General features: G+C 62.3%; 13 protein-coding genes and 1 tRNA gene. 3 read left to right on the plus strand and 11 right to left on the minus strand.

What is annotated here, in order from left to right; all coding sequences use genetic code 11:
* Window position 1: 1 nt before the first annotated feature.
* From FF124_RS13720 to pcsA, 8 genes are all read right to left on the minus strand, one after another.
* Entirely contained in the window at window positions 2-502 is a 501-nt protein-coding gene (locus FF124_RS13720) for a GNAT family N-acetyltransferase (protein WP_138749058.1), read from the minus strand.
* Between the two features lie 61 nt (window positions 503-563).
* Window positions 564-2393, minus strand: a complete 1830-nt coding sequence (gene glmS, locus FF124_RS13725) for a glutamine--fructose-6-phosphate transaminase (isomerizing) (RefSeq protein ID WP_138749059.1) — start codon at window positions 2391-2393, stop codon at window positions 564-566.
* A 24-nt stretch (window positions 2394-2417) separates the two neighbouring features.
* Window positions 2418-3779, minus strand: coding sequence for a bifunctional UDP-N-acetylglucosamine diphosphorylase/glucosamine-1-phosphate N-acetyltransferase GlmU (glmU, locus tag FF124_RS13730; RefSeq protein ID WP_138749060.1), 1362 nt, complete (start codon window positions 3777-3779; stop codon window positions 2418-2420).
* Between the two features lie 258 nt (window positions 3780-4037).
* Window positions 4038-5114, minus strand: coding sequence for a BMP family ABC transporter substrate-binding protein (locus FF124_RS13735; RefSeq protein WP_138749061.1), 1077 nt, complete (start codon window positions 5112-5114; stop codon window positions 4038-4040).
* A gap of 45 nt (window positions 5115-5159) precedes the next feature.
* Window positions 5160-6077, minus strand: coding sequence for an ABC transporter permease (locus FF124_RS13740; protein ID WP_138749062.1), 918 nt, complete (start codon window positions 6075-6077; stop codon window positions 5160-5162).
* Window positions 6074-7162, minus strand: a complete 1089-nt coding sequence (locus FF124_RS13745; RefSeq protein ID WP_138749063.1) for an ABC transporter permease — start codon at window positions 7160-7162, stop codon at window positions 6074-6076. The genes FF124_RS13740 and FF124_RS13745 overlap by 4 nt, the downstream gene beginning before the upstream one ends.
* A complete protein-coding gene (locus FF124_RS13750) occupies window positions 7152-8732 on the minus strand; it encodes an ABC transporter ATP-binding protein (RefSeq protein WP_138749064.1) in 1581 nt (526 codons plus the stop codon). The genes FF124_RS13745 and FF124_RS13750 overlap by 11 nt, the downstream gene beginning before the upstream one ends.
* Window positions 8733-8915: 183 nt before the next feature.
* Window positions 8916-9665, minus strand: a complete 750-nt coding sequence (gene pcsA, locus FF124_RS13755; protein WP_138749065.1) for a phosphatidylcholine synthase — start codon at window positions 9663-9665, stop codon at window positions 8916-8918.
* Between the two features lie 178 nt (window positions 9666-9843).
* Between pcsA and FF124_RS13760 the strand changes: the two genes are divergently transcribed.
* On the plus strand, window positions 9844-11028 hold the full coding sequence (locus FF124_RS13760) for a UbiH/UbiF family hydroxylase (RefSeq protein WP_138749066.1): 1185 nt from the start codon (window positions 9844-9846) through the stop codon (window positions 11026-11028).
* On the opposite strand, the gene FF124_RS13765 is transcribed toward FF124_RS13760, so the two are convergent.
* Window positions 11025-11975, minus strand: coding sequence for an AEC family transporter (locus tag FF124_RS13765; protein ID WP_138749067.1), 951 nt, complete (start codon window positions 11973-11975; stop codon window positions 11025-11027). The two genes, FF124_RS13760 and FF124_RS13765, sit on opposite strands and share 4 nt — an antisense overlap.
* Before the next feature lie 27 nt (window positions 11976-12002).
* Window positions 12003-12737, minus strand: a complete 735-nt coding sequence (locus tag FF124_RS13770) for a cytochrome c biogenesis CcdA family protein (protein WP_138749068.1) — start codon at window positions 12735-12737, stop codon at window positions 12003-12005.
* A 348-nt stretch (window positions 12738-13085) separates the two neighbouring features.
* On the opposite strand from FF124_RS13770, the gene FF124_RS13775 reads away from it, so the two are divergent.
* Window positions 13086-13161: transfer RNA gene (locus FF124_RS13775), tRNA-Lys, on the plus strand.
* A gap of 177 nt (window positions 13162-13338) precedes the next feature.
* Window positions 13339-14037 carry a transcriptional repressor LexA gene (gene lexA, locus FF124_RS13780; RefSeq protein WP_138749069.1) on the plus strand — a complete coding sequence of 233 codons (699 nt, stop codon included), beginning with the start codon at window positions 13339-13341 and terminating at the stop codon, window positions 14035-14037.
* Here lexA and FF124_RS13785 read toward each other — a convergent pair.
* Window positions 13991-16783, minus strand: coding sequence for a ComEC/Rec2 family competence protein (locus FF124_RS13785; RefSeq protein ID WP_187326939.1), 2793 nt, complete (start codon window positions 16781-16783; stop codon window positions 13991-13993). The genes lexA and FF124_RS13785 overlap by 47 nt on opposite strands.
* Window positions 16784-16810 lie beyond the last annotated feature (27 nt).

The raw sequence follows: 16810 nt of genomic DNA on the forward strand, positions 1-16810 counted from the left end.
TTCAGACCTCGCCGAAAAAAGCGCGGTGGAAGGCAACCTCGCCCTTCGGAAGTTCATTGTCGAATGGCAGGACAAGCAGATTCTCGGCGGGGACGCCCTTGTGGGAGACGCCGGGCTCCGCCTGGAAGCCGAAACGGCCATAGAAGCCGGGATCACCGACGAGGATGGCGCCGCGCGCGCCGTCATCCTTCAGGAGTTCGAGGCCGCCGAGCATCAGCGCCGAGCCGATCCCCTTGTTCTGACAGTCCGGATCGACGGCAACGGGGCCGACGCCATACCAATCCCGTGCGCCGCCGGAAAACCCGACCGGGGAAAAGGCGATATGACCGATAATCCGACCGTCTTCCTCCGCCACCAGCGCAAGCGAGAGCGCCCCCACGCTTCTCAGGCGGCGAATGATATCCGGCTCGCTGCCATCGCTGTGGGGATGCCCATAGAACGCCCGGCGCACCAGCGCATCAACGGCCCGGACATCGTCATGGCTTTCACGGCGTATCTTCATTTTCGTGATCCTCCTTGCTGTGGAGACTATCACATTTGCCAGGAGGAAATCTTGATCCGCCTCACTCCACGGTGACGGCCTTGGCAAGGTTTCGCGGCTGGTCTGCATCCGTGCCCATGAAAACGGCCGTGTGATAGGCCAGTAACTGGATCGGCAGGGCAAACACCATGGGCGCGATGAATTCCGGCATATCCGGCAGCACGATCGTCTCCATGGTCTTCAGGTCGGACGCAGCCGCGCCGGCCTCGTCGGTGATGAAGACGATACGACCGTCGCGGGCGGCGACCTCCTGCATGTTGGAGACCGTCTTTTCGAAGAACCGGTCATGCGGCGCAATGACGATGACCGGCATGTTCTCGTCGATCAGCGCGATCGGTCCGTGCTTCAGTTCGCCCGCGGCATAGCCCTCGGCATGGATATAGGTAATTTCCTTCAGCTTCAGCGCGCCTTCGAGCGCCAGCGGATAGCTGGTGCCGCGACCGAGATACAGCACGTGGTGGAAGCGCGACAGTTCCCGCGCCAGGCGTTCAATCTGCGGCTGGACCGCATGCAGCACCCGGCTCATCAGCCGCGGCACCTCCGAAAGCTGGTGAACGAGGGTCTGCTCCTCCTCCAGCGACAACGTCCCGCGTTCGCGTCCAGCCCTCAGCGCCAGTGAGGCCATCAGCGCAAGCTGGCAGGTAAAGGCCTTGGTGGAGGCAACCGAGATCTCCGGCCCGGCGAGAATGGGAAAGACCGCATCGGCCTCCCGCGCAATCGTCGAGCCGGTGACGTTGACCAGCGCGCCGGTCTTCACCCCGTTCGCCTTGCAATAGCGCAGCGATGCGAGCGTGTCGGCGGTCTCGCCGGACTGCGAGATGAACAGCGCCAGCTGGTCTTCCGACAGCGGCATTTCGCGATAACGGAATTCCGAGGCGACATCGATCTCGACGGGAAGACGGGCGAAACGCTCGATCCAGTATTTACCGATCAGGCCGGACAGATAGGCGGTGCCGCAGGCCGCAATTGCCAGCTTCGAGACTTTCGAGAAATCGACCCCGTCGCCGTCCGTCTGCGCCCGCTGGTTGGCGAAATCGCAATAATGGCCGAGCGTGTGCGAGATCACTTCCGGCTGGTCGAAGATTTCCTTCTCCATGAAGTGTCGGTGATTGCCCTTGTCGATCAGCATCGAGGAGAGCTGCAGCGGCTGGCGCTTGCGGGCAACGGGCGCGCCGGAAAAATCGCAGAACTCGACGCCGTCGCGGTCGACGATCGCCATGTCGCCGTCCTCGAGATAGGAAATTCCTTGAGCAAAGGGCGCAAGCGCGATCGCGTCCGAGCCGACATACATTTCCGAAGAACCGTAACCGACGGCCAGCGGCGGTCCGTAGCGGGCAACATAAAGCGTTTCCGGCCGGTCCTGGAACAGGATCACCAGGGCAAAGGCGCCGGTGACCCTTTGCAGCATGGCGAGCACCGCATCACGAGGCGCAAGGCCTTCGCGGCGGTGCTTGTCCAGCAGCCTTGCGACGATTTCCGTATCGGTCTCCGTCTCGAAGACCACGCCGTCCGCCGCAAGCTCGGCCCGCAGTTCGGCGAAATTCTCGATGATGCCATTATGGACCACGGCGACATCGCCGGCGACGTGCGGGTGCGCATTGGTCTCGCTCGGCACGCCATGGGTCGCCCAACGGGTGTGGGCTATGCCGGTCACGCCGTCGACCGGATCTTGCGAAAGACGGGCGCGCAGATTTTCCAGCTTGCCTGGCGCGCGCCTTCTGGAAAGCGCTCCGTCAGCCTCGATGACGGCGATGCCGGCGGAATCATAGCCGCGATATTCCAGGCGCTTCAACGCATCGACAAGCCGCTCGGCGACCGGCTCGCGGCCGACAATTCCGACAATTCCGCACATTCCGCTGTTCTCTCCGCTGAAACTTTAGGATTTCGATTGCTTCGCCGCCTTTATGGCGCGCGCGCGGGCGCGTATCAGTTCGGCCCGCCCTTCCCTGTTTTCCTGCCGGCCACGAGCAATGGCGAGGGCATTGTCCGGCACATCGGTGGTGATCACGCTGCCGGAGCCGACATAGGCGCCGTTCCCGATCGCAACCGGCGCCACAAGCGCCGAATTGGAACCGATAAAGGCGCTTTCGCCGATCGTGGTCCGCGCCTTGTTCACGCCGTCATAATTGCAGGTGATCGTTCCCGCGCCGATATTGGCCTTCGCGCCGACGCTGGCGTCGCCGATATAGCTCAGATGGTTGACCTTGGCGCCGACGCCGATATCGCCGTTTTTCACCTCGCAGAAATTGCCGACCTTGGCATCGTCATGCAGCACGGCGCCGGGCCTGAGGCGCGCAAACGGCCCCACCTGGCAGCCGGAAGCGACCGAAGCGCCTTCGATATGGCTGAAAGCATGGATGGTGACGTTGGCGGCAATGCGCACGCCCGGCCCGAACCAGACATTGGGTTCGATCACCGTATCGAGGCCGATCTCGGTATCATGGGAAAGAAACACCGTCTCCGGGGCGATCATCGTGACGCCCGACAGCATCAGTTCGCGGCGACGGCGCGCCTGCCAGATGCGTTCCAGCTCAGCCAGTTCGGCGCGGTTGTTGCAGCCAAGCACCTCTTGCGGATCGGCCATCACCACGCTCGCCCGGCCGCCCTTTGCAAGCGCCACTTCCACCACGTCGGTCAGATAATACTCGCCCTTGGCGTTGTCATTGCCGATCGCATCGAGGAATTCGAGCGCGCGGCGGCCGTTGATCGCCATCAGGCCGCTGTTGCAGAGTTTCACGCCGCGTTCGTCGGCGCTCGCATCCTTCTCCTCGCGGATTGCCGTCAGCGCCCCGTCTCTCACCAGAAGTCGGCCGTAGCCCGTCGGATCGGCGGCTTCGAAACCGATGACCACGACATCACTGCCTTCGGCCAGCGCGGTGCGGGCCCTGCCGAGCGTTTCGGCGGTGATCAAGGGCGTATCGCCGTAGGTGACAATGAGGTCGTCAAAACCTGCTGCGATCGCCTCGCGCGCGGCAAGCACGGCATGGGCGGTGCCTAGGCGTTCGGTCTGTTCGAAGGTCCTCACGGTCTTGTCCGCGGAAGCGCAGGCGGCGGCGACCTTGTCGCCGTCTCGCCCGACGACGAGAACCGTCTCGTTCACGCCGGACCGGGCAACGGTGTCGACCACATGGGCCGCCATGGCGCGGCCGGCCACTTCATGCAGCATCTTGGTCTTGTCCGATTTCATCCTGGTGCCGTCGCCGGCGGCAAGAACAATGGCCAGAGCGCTGCGTGACATGAAACCTCCATATGCGAACCGGTTACCGCTTTTAGCGTATTCGTGCCCGAGACCTATTCAAAAATTATGAATGAAGTTTATCCGTTTCGGACATTAGAGCGCGTGCGTCCATTCGGACGCACAAAGGACGCTCTAACTATTGAATCTACGCATCGTGCTTTCCGGAAATCGATTCCGATTTTCGGGCCGATGCGCTAGCCGGGATGCAACAAAAAAGGCGCCCTTGCGGACGCCTTTCCTGTATCGGTTGTGCCAGGATTACTCCGAGCTCGGAATGGTGCCGTCCACGCCTTCGACCAGAACGTTGAGGCCGAGCAGCGTGCCATCATCGGCTTCCTCGCCTTCGGCAAGCCACGGCGTGCCGTCCTGCAGGGTGACCGGGCCGGTAAACGGCTTCAGTTCGCCGGAGATGATCTTGGCTTCGGTTTCCTCGGCCAGCGCCTTCACGTCATCGGGCATGTTGGTGTAGGGCGCCATGGAGAGGATGCCGTCTTTCAGGCCGTCCCAGCTCTGCTCCGGGGTCCAGGTGCCGTCCTGAACCGCCTCGACGCGCTTGATGTAATAGGGCGCCCAGGTGTCGAGGATTGCCGTCAGCTGCGTTTCCGGACCGGCCTCGATCATGTCGGAAGCCTGGCCGAAGGCCTTGATGCCGCGCTCTGCGGCAATCTGCATCGGCGCGGTCGTGTCGGTGTGCTGCGCCAGAACGTCGACGCCCTGGTCGATCAGCGCCTTGGCGGCGTCGGCCTCGCGACCCGGGTCGAACCAGGTGTTGGCCCAGACGACCTTGGTGGTGAAGTCGGGGTTTACCGACTGCGCGCCGAGCTGGAAGGCGTCAATGCCCATGACGACTTCCGGGATCGGGAAGGAGCCGATATAGCCGCCGATGCCGCTTTCGGAGATCGAGCCGGCAATGACGCCGGAGATGTAACGGCCTTCATAGAAGCGCGAATTATAGGTCGCAACATTGTCGGCGGTCTTGTAGCCGGTGGCGTGTTCGAACTTCACATCCGGATATTTGGCGGCGACCTTCAGCGTCGGCTCCATGAAGCCGAAGGAGGTGGTGAACACGATGGTGCAGCCGGAGCGGGCCATGCGTTCGATCGCGCGTTCGGCGTCCGGGCCTTCCGGGACGTTTTCGATATAGGCGGTTTCAACGCCAAGCGTGTCTTCCAGTTCCTGACGGGCAATGTCATGCGCCTGGGTCCAGCCGCCGTCCGTTGCCGAGCCGACATAGACGAAGCAGGCCTTGACGTCTTCCTGGGCGGCAGCGCCCGAGGCGGCAAAGCCGGCAATGACTGCCGCGGAGGCGGCGAGAGCGAATTTCAGCGATTTCATTGTTCACCTCTTTCGGTTTGATCGAAAATGATAAGTCTAGCCTGCCTAGCGATCCGGCACAAAGGGTTTGCCGAGCGCCGCAGGCGTATTGATCAGCGTCATCCTGCGGTTCTGCGAGATGATGACGAGGACGAGAATGGTTACGACATAGGGCAGCGCCGAGAGGAATTGCGAGGGGATGGCGATGCCGAAGGCCTGGGCGTGAAGCTGGCCAATGGTGACCGCGCCGAAGAGATAGCCGCCGAGCAGAACGCCCCAGGGACGCCATGAAGCGAAGACCACCAGCGCCAGCGCGATCCAGCCTCTGCCCGCCGCCATGTTCTCCGTCCATTGCGGCGTGTAGACCAGCGAGAGCTGTGCGCCGGCAAGGCCCGCGCACGCGCCGCCGAACATGACCGCGAGATAACGAATGCCGATGACGTTGATGCCGAGCGCGTGAGCGGAGGCGTGGCTGTCGCCGACGGCGCGGAGCACAAGCCCCTTGCGGGTCTTGAACAGGAACCAGGAGGTTCCGGCGACAATGGCGATCGAGAGATAGAAGAACAGGTCCTGATCGAACAGCAGTGGCCCGATGAAAGGGATGTCCGACAAGACCGGGAAGTCCAGCGAGGGCATTTTCACGCCGGCACGGCCAACCAGGCTTTCGCCGATCATCGCCGAAAGCCCCTGCCCCAGAATGGTGAGCGCCAGACCGGTCGCCACCTGGTTGGCAACCAGCGTCAGCGTCAGGAAGCCGAACAGCAGCGAAAAGAGGGCCCCTGTGGCAAGACCGGCCAGCATGCCGAGATAGGGCGAGCCGGTGGCATGCGCCGTGGCGAAGGCGCCGACCGCCCCCATCACCATCATGCCCTCGACGCCGAGGTTCAGGACGCCAGCGCGTTCGCAGACCAGTTCGCCGATTGCGGCCAGAACCAGTGGCGTGGAGGCAGTAATGACGGTCAGGAGAATGGCTTCGACGATCATGACGCTTTCCCCTCAGACGACTTGCCCGCGAAAATGACCCGCACCTTGTAGAGGATCAGCGTGTCGCAGGAGAGAACGAAAAACAGCAACATGCCCTGGAATACGCGGGTGACCTTGTCGGAGACGCCGAGCGTGAACTGCACGCCTTCCCCGCCGATATAGGTGAGCGCTAGCACCAGACCCGAAACGATCGCGCCGAGTGGATTGAGGCGGCCGAGAAAGGCGACGATGATGGCGGTGAAACCATAGCCGGGCGAAATCTGCGGCTGGAGATAGCCGAGCGCGCCGGAAATCTCGCTAATGCCCGCAAGCCCTGCCAGTCCACCGGACAGAAGAAAGCAGAACCAGACCATCTTGCGCGAGGAGAAGCCGGCGAACCGCCCTGCCCGCTGCGACTGGCCGATGACGTTGACCTCGAAACCCTTCAGCGTGAAGCGCATCATGAACCAGACGACGAAGGCGGCGAGGATTGCGATCGCGAAACCGTAATGCGCGCGGCCGGACGAGACCATTTCGGGCAACATTGCGGCATCGACGAATTCGCGCGTCTGCGGAAAGTTGAAGCCCTGCGGATTGCGCCAGGCGCCGCGCACCAGCCAATCGAGGAAAAGTTGCGCGACATAGACCAGCATCAGCGAGGTCAAGATCTCGTTGGTGTTGAAGTAGTTCTTCAACAGCGCGGGAATGCCGGCATAAAGCGCGCCGCCGACGGCGCCCATGACAAGCATGATCGGCAGAAGCAGCGGCGACGACCATTCATAGAAATAGACAGGCACAATGGAGCCGACGATGGCGCCGACGGTGAACTGACCCTCCGCGCCGATATTCCAGATGTTGGAGCGGTAACAGACCGTCAGCCCGACCGCGATCATGATCAGCGGCGCGGCCTTGATCATCAGTTCGTGCAGCGACCAGATGTCGAAAAGCGGCTCGATGAAGAAGCTGTAAAGCGCTTCCATCGGGTCCTTGCCGAGAAGCGCGAACATGATCGCGCCGAAAAACACGGTGAGGCCGAAGGCGATCAGCGGCGAGAGCAGCGAAAACAGCGGCGAACTGTCGGCGCGCCGTTCAAGTTCAATGCGCATCGGCGCTCTCCAAATCCTTGCCCGCATCCTCGCCATGGATGCCGCCCATCAACAAGCCGATCCGCTCGCGCGTCATCGTCTCGGCCGGATGGCTGTCTGAAAGCCGGCCCTCTGAAATGACGGCGATCCTTGTCGCGATCTCGAAGATCTCGTCAAGATCCTGCGAGATCACCAAAACGGCCGAACCGGATTTGGCGAGATCGACGAGCGACTGGCGGATATGGGCGGCGGCGCCGGCATCCACGCCCCAGGTCGGCTGGTTGACGATGATGACCTTGGGCTTGCGGTCGAGCTCGCGTCCGACGATGAATTTCTGCAGATTGCCGCCGGAAAGCGAGCCCGCCGCCGGGTTCTCGCCGCTCTTGCGCACATCCATGAAGCCGGCGATTTCGCCGGTCCTTGCGCGCGCGACCGCGCGGCGGATGACCCTCAGCGGACCGCCGGCGAGAAAGGTCTCCGATTCGGCCTGGTTGCGGGCCAGGATAAGGTTTTCTGAAAGCGTCATGCCGGTCACGGCAGCATGGCCGTGGCGCTCCTCGGGAACGAAGCCTGCGCCAAGTTTACGCCGGGCATTGATGCCCTTGGCGCCGACAGGCTGGCCGTCGATCTGGATGGAAATGTTGTCGTCCACCGGATATTCGCCCGAAAGCGCGTCGAACAACTCCGACTGGCCATTGCCCGCGACTCCGGCGATCGCCAGCACTTCCCCGGCCTTGACTTCGAGATAGATATTCTTGAGCGCCGTTGAGAATGGCGTGCGCGCCGGCGCGTTCAGCCCCTTTGCCTCAAGGAGGACCTTTCCGGCCTTCATCGCTTCCGGCCGGGTAATCTCGGACACCTCGCCGCCGACCATCATTCGCGCCAGCGAGGACGCCGTCTCGTTGCGCGGATTGCAGTCGCCCGTCACCTTGCCGTGGCGCAGAACGGTCGCCTTGTCGCAGATGCGCTGCACTTCCTCCAGGCGATGGGAGATGTAGAGAACCGATCGTCCCTCCGCCTTCAGCTTGGCGAGCGTCTCGAACAGCCGGTCCGCCTCCTGCGGGGTCAGCACCGATGTCGGCTCGTCGAGGATGATCAGGCTCGGGTTTTGCAACAGCGCGCGCACAATCTCGATTCTCTGGCGCTCGCCGACCGAGAGATCGGCCACATGGGCGCGCGGATCGAGCGGCAGGCCGTACTCGACCGAGAGCCTGCGTGATTCTTCCGCGATCTTTGCAAGCGAGATGCCGGGATCGAGCGACAGCGCGATATTTTCGGCGACCGTCAGCGCCTCGAACAGCGAAAAGTGCTGGAACACCATGCCAATGCCGATCTTGCGCGCGACCGCCGGCGCCTCGATGCGCTGCGGCTTGTCCTCCCACAAGATTTCGCCTTCGGAGGGCTCCAGCACCCCGAACAGCATCTTCACCAATGTGGATTTGCCGGCGCCGTTTTCGCCGAGCAAAGCGTGAATTTCGCCATTGTCGATGTTGAGATCGATGCCGTCGCAGGCGGCAAAGGTACCGAAATATTTCGTCAGACCCCGGACGGACAAGAGTGATCCGCCCGCCTGATTATTGTTTTGGTTCAAACTGCCCTCCGGTCTTCACCCGAAAACGCACACCGGGTCCTGCCGCACGCATCATGTCCCGGAAATTGACTAAAAAATAGAACTTCCCCCGTATTGCGTATAAATGAAGCACGAACCTTCATTGAAACGCAATGACTTTTGCCGGTTTTCCAACGACTTTATTCAACCGAGCGGCAGCCCCCGTCAAAACTCCGCCCGGGTCTCGGCCGCCCGCGAGCCGAGCTTCGGCAGAAACTGGAGCACCATCCCGATCACATACAGATAGACGCCGCTTGCGACGAACAGTGCCTCGATGAACACCGGCGCATCGAAACGCAGAAGGAGCGCGATGAAGCCGGTGATGCACCAGACCGCAAAAACGCCGAGGTTGAGCGGCCGCAGCCGCTTGACCCGGACCGGATGCAGGAAGTTGACCGGCGCGAAGGTGAGCGCGACCGAAACAAGCACGATCACCATGGCCAGAAGCGAGGACGGCTCGATCACGAAGAAGGAAAACACCACCATGTTCCAGACGACGGGAAAGCCGGAAAAGAAGTTCTCGTCGGTCTTCATGCCGCTGTCGGCGTAATAGATCGCGCTCGAGACCACGATCAGCGCAGCGGCGACAAAAGAGAGCGGCTCGCCGATCATATGCGACTGGTAGAGCGCGAAGGCCGGCAGCAGCACATAGGTGACATAATCGATGATGTTGTCGAGCATGACGCCCGACCAGCTGGGCAACACTTCGCTGACCTTGAGGCGACGTGCGATCGGTCCGTCGATGCCATCGACCAGAAGGGCTGCGCCGAGCCACCAGAACATGGCGACGAATCGCCCCTCAGCGGCGGCGACCACCCCTAGGAAAGCCAGGAACGAGCCCGATGCCGTCAGGATATGGACGGAAAACGCCCGGATTTCCGCATAAGGAACTCTGCGCTGACTGAATAGACCCATTCGACTTCCGTCACGTTCCGGCCGCAAAAGGCCCTGTGGCTTCGATAGTCCCCACAATGCACCAGAACCGGCCCGAGGTACAAAAAAAACATGTTTTTCCATAATTTTTCGCGGCAAAACCCGGCAAGCCGCATTATATCGGATGCAAACGTTTCCCGGTTGAGACGAGGTTTATCGAATGTCGGATTATGAGATTGCCGTTGTCGGCGGCGGACCCGCCGGAATGATCTCGGCGCTGGCGCTTGCCCGAGCCGGACGCAAGGTCGCGCTTGTCGCCCCCGCGCCGAATGTCAGCGACCACCGCACCACGGCGCTGATGGATCACTCGATCGCGCTTCTTGCCCGTCTCGGCCTCTGGCAGGCGATCAAGCCGGAGGCGGCGGCGCTGAAAACCATGCGCATCATTGACGGCACAGGCCGGCTGGTGCGCGCGCCGACGGTCGCCTTCCGCTCCGCCGAAATCGATCTGGAAGCCTTCGGCTACAACATTCCAAACAGGGTTCTCGTCGCCAGGCTTGCCGACGCGGTGAAGGCGGAACCCAATATCGCGCATTTGCCGACCACGGCCGAAACGATCGCCACCGGCAAGGACGCTGTCTCGCTGACGCTCGCGGACGGCGAGGAAATTTCAGCCGAGCTTGTGGTCGGTGCCGACGGGCGGCGTTCCAAGGTGCGCGACAGCGCCGGCATTGCCGTCAGGCAATGGTCCTACAAGCAGTCCGCCGTCGTGCTCAATTTCGCTCATGCGCTTGCCCATGACGATATTTCGACCGAGTTTCATACCCGCGGCGGCCCCTTCACCCAGGTGCCGTTGCCGGACAGGCACCGCTCCAGCCTTGTGTGGGTGATGGATACGCCGGCCGCCGATGCCATGGCCGCCCGCCCCGAAGAAGAGATAGCTCAAGCCATCGAAGAACGCATGCAATCGCTGCTCGGAAGCGTTTCGGTCGAGGGGCCGGTGCAGAAATGGCCGCTCTCCTCCATGGTGGCGAACCGCTTCGGCAAGGGCCGCATGGTTCTCGTCGGCGAGGCCGCCCATGCGTTTCCGCCGATCGGCGCGCAGGGCCTTAATCTTTCGCTGCGCGACATCATGCGCCTTGCCCGCATGCTGGACGGCATCGACGGATCGAAAGTCGCGTCACGCTCCGGCGAGCGCTATGATTTCCTGCGCCGCTCCGACGTCTGGAGCAGGACGGCGAGCGTCGATCTTTTGAACCGCTCGCTGCTCGCCGATTTCATCCCGACACAGCTTGCCCGTTCGGCCGGACTTTACATGCTGTCGGCCGTTCCGCCGCTGCGCCAGTTTGCCATGCGCGAAGGCGTCGAGCCGCTCCGGGGCGTCAAGGCGCTTTTTGCCGGCTAAAGCGGAACAAACCCTCGGTCGATCAGCGCCAGGAGCACGGCGAGCGTCGCGGTCGAGCAGACGGTGGTGATCAGGATCGTCGCCGAGGCGCGCTCGTACCAGATGCCGTATTGCCGGGCGATGACAAAGACATTGGTCGCCGTGGGCAAGGCTGCCAGAAGCACCGCCGCCTCAACCCAGACCGGATCGAAGCCGCCATGGATCATCATGAAGGCGTAGACCAGGACGGGGTGCAGAACGAGCTTGGCCGGCACGATATAGCCGATCTCCGCCGGTACGCGCTTGACCGGTCTGAGCGCAAGCGTCACGCCCATGGCAAAGAGCGCGCAGGGCGCGGCCGCCTGCGCCAGATAGTCGACCAGTCTGTTGAAAGCTTCAGGTACGGGCGCGCCCGTTGCGGCAACCGTAAAGCCCAGCGCGGTGGCGATGATGAAGGGGTGCAGCAGCGCCTTTGTCACCACCTGGCAAGCAAGCGCTTTCTTGCGCACCGTCCCGCCTTCAGCCACCGCCATGACCGTTGGCGCGACAATGAAGTGCAGGGCATTTTCGAAACAGACGATCAGCGCCACCGGCACGGCCGCGGCCTCCCCGAGCGCCAGAAGCGCAAGTCCCGGCCCCATATAGCCGATATTGCCGTAGGAACCGGCAAAGGCCTGGATCGTGCTCTCGCGCACGCCGTTGCGTTTCCAGAAATAGCCTGCGGCAAACAGGGCCAGAAAGACGCTGTAGGTCGCCATCAGGTCGACCGATATGAAGTCAAGCCTTGTCAGCTGGTCGAAGGGCGTATTCGAGACAAGTTTGAAGAACAGCGCCGGCAGTGCCGCATAGACGATGAAGACATTGAGCCAGACGAGCCCCTCCTCCTTTTGCCTGATGATCTTGGCGGCGATGAAGCCGACCGCGATCAGCCCGAAAAAGGGAAAGAGAAGCTGGAAAATGCCTGACATTGCGCGAAACCCCGGGTTTCGCAGGCCCTAGCCGATTTGCGAGAGAACGGGGAAGGTCTGCTGGAACCAGATCGCCATATCGGCAATAAAGCCGAAAAGAAAGGCTATCCCGGTCAGAATCAGCAGCGCGCCCATGGTTTTTTCGACCGCGCCCAGATGTTTGCGGAAGCGAGAGAGGAAGCGCATGAAGGCGCCCGAGAACAGCGCGGCGATCCAGAAGGGTACGGCAAGGCCAAGCGAATAGATCGCCAGCAGCACAGCGCCGTTGGCGACCGTCGCCTTTGTCGCCGCCACCGCCAAGATTGCGCCCAGAACCGGACCGATGCACGGCGTCCAGCCAAAGGCGAAGGCAAGACCCATCACATAAGCGCCGGAGATGCTGGCCGGCTTGCCGCCGCCGTGAAACCGGGCCTCGCGCGAAAGGAAAGGAATTCTCAGCACGCCGAGGAAATTCAGCCCCATGATGATGATGATCACCCCGCCGACCTTGGCGAGGATATCCATATACTGCCGCAGAAGCTGACCGATCGACGATGCCCCTGCCCCGAGCGCCACGAAGACCGTCGCAAAACCGAGCGTGAAGAACAGCGCCGGCAACAGCACGCTTGCCGGCCGGACCTTCGTATCGCCCTTGAACTGGTCGATCGAAATGCCGGCCATGTAGCACAGATAGGGCGGCACCAGCGGCAGCACGCAGGGAGACAGGAAGGACAGCGCGCCGGCAAGAAGCGCGGTCAGCAGTGAGATATCGCCAATCGACACCAGGTTATCTCCCGTTTGCCGGCCAGAGGAATTCTATGAATGCACTTCAGAAGAATACTCAAAGACCTTGTTTTTCCTTCTTTCGGGGCCTTCGCTTCATCTCCGGTCACCGACCTGGACGGAAGCGGCCGCCTGGTTCCGGCCCGCATCGTTCGATCAGCACCAGATGCGAAGCCGGCCCCGCCGGTTCCTTAAACCACAGCGCCGATCAATTCCAATCACCTTTCCGCAAAGATGCCGTGACGGCGAATTGTCCGGCGAAGCCGAATTTCCGGGTTGACCTTCGCAAAGACCCTTTCTATGTTCCGCCCACTTTCCGCCGGCCCTTTGCGCAAGCGCCGGACGAGGGAGCGCGTAGCTCAGCCGGTAGAGCAACTGACTTTTAATCAGTAGGTCCAGGGTTCGAACCCCTGCGCGCTCACCAATTTCAGATATCGGCGATACGCCCAATTCCCGCGACTGTCGGCAAAGCACGACCGTGATATGCGATCATTCGCTTGTTCGGCGGGCGGCGTTTCTACGGCGGACTCTTTCGTCTTGCGGAACACAGTGAGAACAGATATAAACGTTCTGGATTTGTTTCGAAGGCTAGGGGTTGAAGATGCTGACGCGCAAGCAACAGGAACTGCTTTATTTCATCCATGAGCGGATGAAGGAGACAGGTATTCCCCCGTCTTTCGATGAGATGAAGGAGGCGCTGGATCTCGCTTCCAAATCTGGCATTCACCGGCTGATCACGGCGCTTGAGGAACGCGGCTTCATCCGCCGCCTTCCCAACCGCGCCCGCGCGCTTGAAATCCTGCGCATGCCAGACAGCATGGCCGCGCAGCCGCCGCGCCGCGGTTTCTCGCCAAGCGTGATCGAGGGCAGCCTCGGCAAGACGCCGCCGGCGACGAAGGTCGCGTCGGACAGTGGTTCGGCTGATATTCCGGTCATGGGACGGATTGCAGCCGGTGTGCCGATTTCGGCCATTCAGGAAAACACGCATGCCATTGCCGTCCCGGCCGAAATGCTCGGGACCGGTGAGCATTACGCGCTGGAGGTTCAGGGCGATTCGATGATCGAGGCCGGCATTTTCGACGGCGACACGGTGATCATCCGCAATATCAACACCGCCGCTCCCGGCGATATCGTCGTTGCCCTCGTCAATGACGAAGAGGCGACGCTGAAGCGGTTCCGGCGCAAGGGCGCCTCCATTGCTCTTGAAGCGGCCAACCCGGCCTATGAGACTCGGATTTTCGCCGCGGACCAGGTCAAGGTTCAGGGCAAGCTTGTCGGCCTGATCCGCCGCTACCACTGACGAATTCGACCTGTTTCGGCAGGTCGATCGGCGTTTGATATGTCCCGGAGCGCCAGTCATACAGGCGATGCCGGTTCCAGGGCCGGGTGAGCGAGGTGATGGCTGGCGTGATGGTGATCTGCGGTTTGCCGCAGGCGGCAGATGCGAGAGTTCCCAGCGCGCCTCCCTGCGTTGTTCTTCTTGCGAAGGCTTCGAAAGCGGTGCTGCCCGGATCAGAATTTTCTGCCCTTCCCGCGCCCATTTCGCTCGGCTGCAAGGCTTCGGCGGGTCTGCTCGCTGTCTGTCGTTCAAGGCTTGGCTGCAAGCCGGCAGCCATGCGTTCCGGTGGCCCGGCGCCGGCAAACCTGGCCGCGCGCATGGAGGCCTCCTCGACCACGTGGTCCGACCGCTCGGCCCCCAACTCGTATTCGAAATCGCCGAATAACCCGATCCGCACAGGAGCGCCGTTCTCCGGTATTTTGCCAAGGCCGGGCGGCTCTGCGTCGTCGGAGGCCGCGCCGGTGATCGTCTCCGGCGGCTTGATCGTCAGCCGCAACGCGCCGGTCTGGCGGCGCATGGCCGGCGTTACGAGAAAACTGCCGGATCTGCAGGCCTCGAACCCCGGTCGGTAGACGCTGACGACGACATCGGCATGGTCGCACGCCGCGCCGGCGAGCGCCGGTCGGAAGATCTGGGCAACACTGAGTGTCCCGGATTGGGGCGCCCCCCCTGAGAGCACTGCCACGCACCAGGCATCTTTTTCGCAGATGAAGTGACCCGGGCGCTTGCGCGCAGCCGCGATATCTGATGCAAGGGCGACGCCGGCCCCTTCCAACCTGTCCCAATCCAGACGGTCGAAACGATCGACGCCATCGAACAGCGCCGCGGTCCTTTGGCTTTCTTCGGGTGGTTCCGCCGATTTGATCGCATAGGCGCTTTGCCATTGCTCATAAATGAAGGCCGGCGGCCGGCTCTTGCTGAGGGCCGCCGCGTCGCCTGTGACAAACGCCAGCAACACGCCATCTTCCGACACGAGCAGAGCCGGCGCGCCTCGGTTTTGCGGCAGGAAGAGCAGACCGAAGGCAAGCGCCATCGGAGCAAGGCCCGCCAGTCTCAGGCGGGTGCTGAGCAGCACCAGCAACATGAAGCCGACAAGGAAAAGTATCAGAAAGCCGGGCGGCATCGCGCCGGTCTCGAAGGCGCCGCCAAGACCATCGACCCATTTCGCGATAGCGATCACCCAATCGAGGCCGAGGCCCATGATCAGGAGAAAAGGCGCATGCAGGCCGAGCGGCATGGCCAGCATTGCAAGAAGCCCCGCTGGCATGACGAGGAAGGTGACGACAGGCATCGCCAGCAGATTGCCGAGAAGGCCATAACCGGCCACGCGCTGGAAATGGGCCATCGCGATCGGCGCGGTCGAAAGCCCGCCGATCAATGCGGTCAAGAGGATGCCGGATGCCGCTACGATGATGATCCGGGCCATCGCATGCGTCTTGCCCCCTCCCTCGCCGGCCTGTCGCCTGCGCCAGATGCTATAGCCTGCGATCAGCGCCAACGTCGCGGCAAACGACATCTGCATGCCCGGACCGACGGCTTCCGACGGGGACATGGCGAGGATCACGAGGCCGGCAAGCGCGACATTGCGCAGGCTGATTGCCGGCCGGTCGACGATGGCCGCGGCCAACATGACGGCGAGCATGATGAAGGCACGGCGCGCCGAAACCTGCATGCCGGAAATGGCGAGATAAAAGGCGGCGGCGAACATCGCCGTCAGGGCCGCAAGCTTTTTCGTGGCAACCGCCTCGGCCGCTTTTGGCGAGAAGGACAGGAACAAACGCAGCGTGGAAAAGAAGATGCCGGCGGCAAGCGCCATGTGCAGGCCGGAAATGGCGATCACATGGGCAAGGCCCGCATTCCGCAGCGCATCAAGTGTGGAGTCACTGAGCGCGCGCCGCTCTCCGGTGATGATCGCATTGGCAAAGGCGCCCGATTCGCCGGGGAGCACGGCGCGGATTTTCCCGGCAATCGAATCGCGCAGACGCTCGATCCAAAGGCCTGCAGCATTCCCGGCTGATTGAAAAATCCCCTCCGGCGGGAAAGATATGGGCGTCGAAGGCGCTTGCGGTGCGCCGTAGAAAAAGCCGACAGCGCCGATGCCGTCGAAATAGGAAAGAAAGCCGAAATCGACCAGTCCCGGCAGCGCCGGCCCGGACGGCGGAGAAAGACGGGCAAGGCCGGTTATCGCGCCGCCAGTTTCGATCGGCGGCAATTTGCCGCGGGCAACAAGCGTGACCCGGTCCGGCGGTCGCCGGATCACCGGGTCCTCGGTTGCGACAACGCGCACCACATAGCGCCATCCGCTGTCGGTGGGCTCGCGCGCCTCGACGAGACCGGTCACTTGGGTCGTCACCGGAGCATCGAGCATGACCGTGGACAGTCGCTGAACCTCGAGCTGGGCGAACACCGCGCCGGTGAGGAAGGCGGCGGCAGCCCCCGCAGCAAGCCTTCTTCCCGGTCGTGCGTAACGCAGCGCAAGCCATGAAAGGACGGCGATCGACCAATACAGAAAAAGACCCCAGAACGGCGGCGAGGACGGCCTTGAAAACCACCATGCCGCGCCGAACGCCATTAACAGCGGGACAAACAGAAAGGCCCGGCCAAATGCCAATTCTTCTGCGGCATGCGCGACAAAACGACCCATTTTTCTCCGGTCGCCGGAATGGTCGTCATGCTTGCGGGCAAAGGCGTGAAGCGAAGTTTGCAAGCTGCGCCGCGTGCGCGTTTTCCAACC

Source organism: Martelella lutilitoris, from assembly GCF_005924265.1.
In the GTDB taxonomy this organism is placed as follows: Bacteria; Pseudomonadota; Alphaproteobacteria; order Rhizobiales; family Rhizobiaceae; genus Martelella; species Martelella lutilitoris.

Bases quoted from the DNA above. Each gene is read 5' to 3' on its own strand.
- FF124_RS13745 (WP_138749063.1), bottom strand. From the start codon at position 7,162: ATGCGCATTGAACTTGAACGGCGCGCCGACAGTTCGCCGCTGTTTTCG.
- lexA (WP_138749069.1), top strand. From the start codon at position 13,339: ATGCTGACGCGCAAGCAACAGGAACTGCTTTATTTCATCCATGAGCGG.
- FF124_RS13760 (WP_138749066.1), top strand. From the start codon at position 9,844: ATGTCGGATTATGAGATTGCCGTTGTCGGCGGCGGACCCGCCGGAATG.
- glmU (WP_138749060.1), bottom strand. From the start codon at position 3,779: ATGTCACGCAGCGCTCTGGCCATTGTTCTTGCCGCCGGCGACGGCACC.
- FF124_RS13720 (WP_138749058.1), bottom strand. From the start codon at position 502: ATGAAGATACGCCGTGAAAGCCATGACGATGTCCGGGCCGTTGATGCG.
- FF124_RS13740 (WP_138749062.1), bottom strand. From the start codon at position 6,077: ATGATCGTCGAAGCCATTCTCCTGACCGTCATTACTGCCTCCACGCCA.
- FF124_RS13765 (WP_138749067.1), bottom strand. From the start codon at position 11,975: ATGTCAGGCATTTTCCAGCTTCTCTTTCCCTTTTTCGGGCTGATCGCG.
- pcsA (WP_138749065.1), bottom strand. From the start codon at position 9,665: ATGGGTCTATTCAGTCAGCGCAGAGTTCCTTATGCGGAAATCCGGGCG.
- glmS (WP_138749059.1), bottom strand. From the start codon at position 2,393: ATGTGCGGAATTGTCGGAATTGTCGGCCGCGAGCCGGTCGCCGAGCGG.
- FF124_RS13735 (WP_138749061.1), bottom strand. From the start codon at position 5,114: ATGAAATCGCTGAAATTCGCTCTCGCCGCCTCCGCGGCAGTCATTGCC.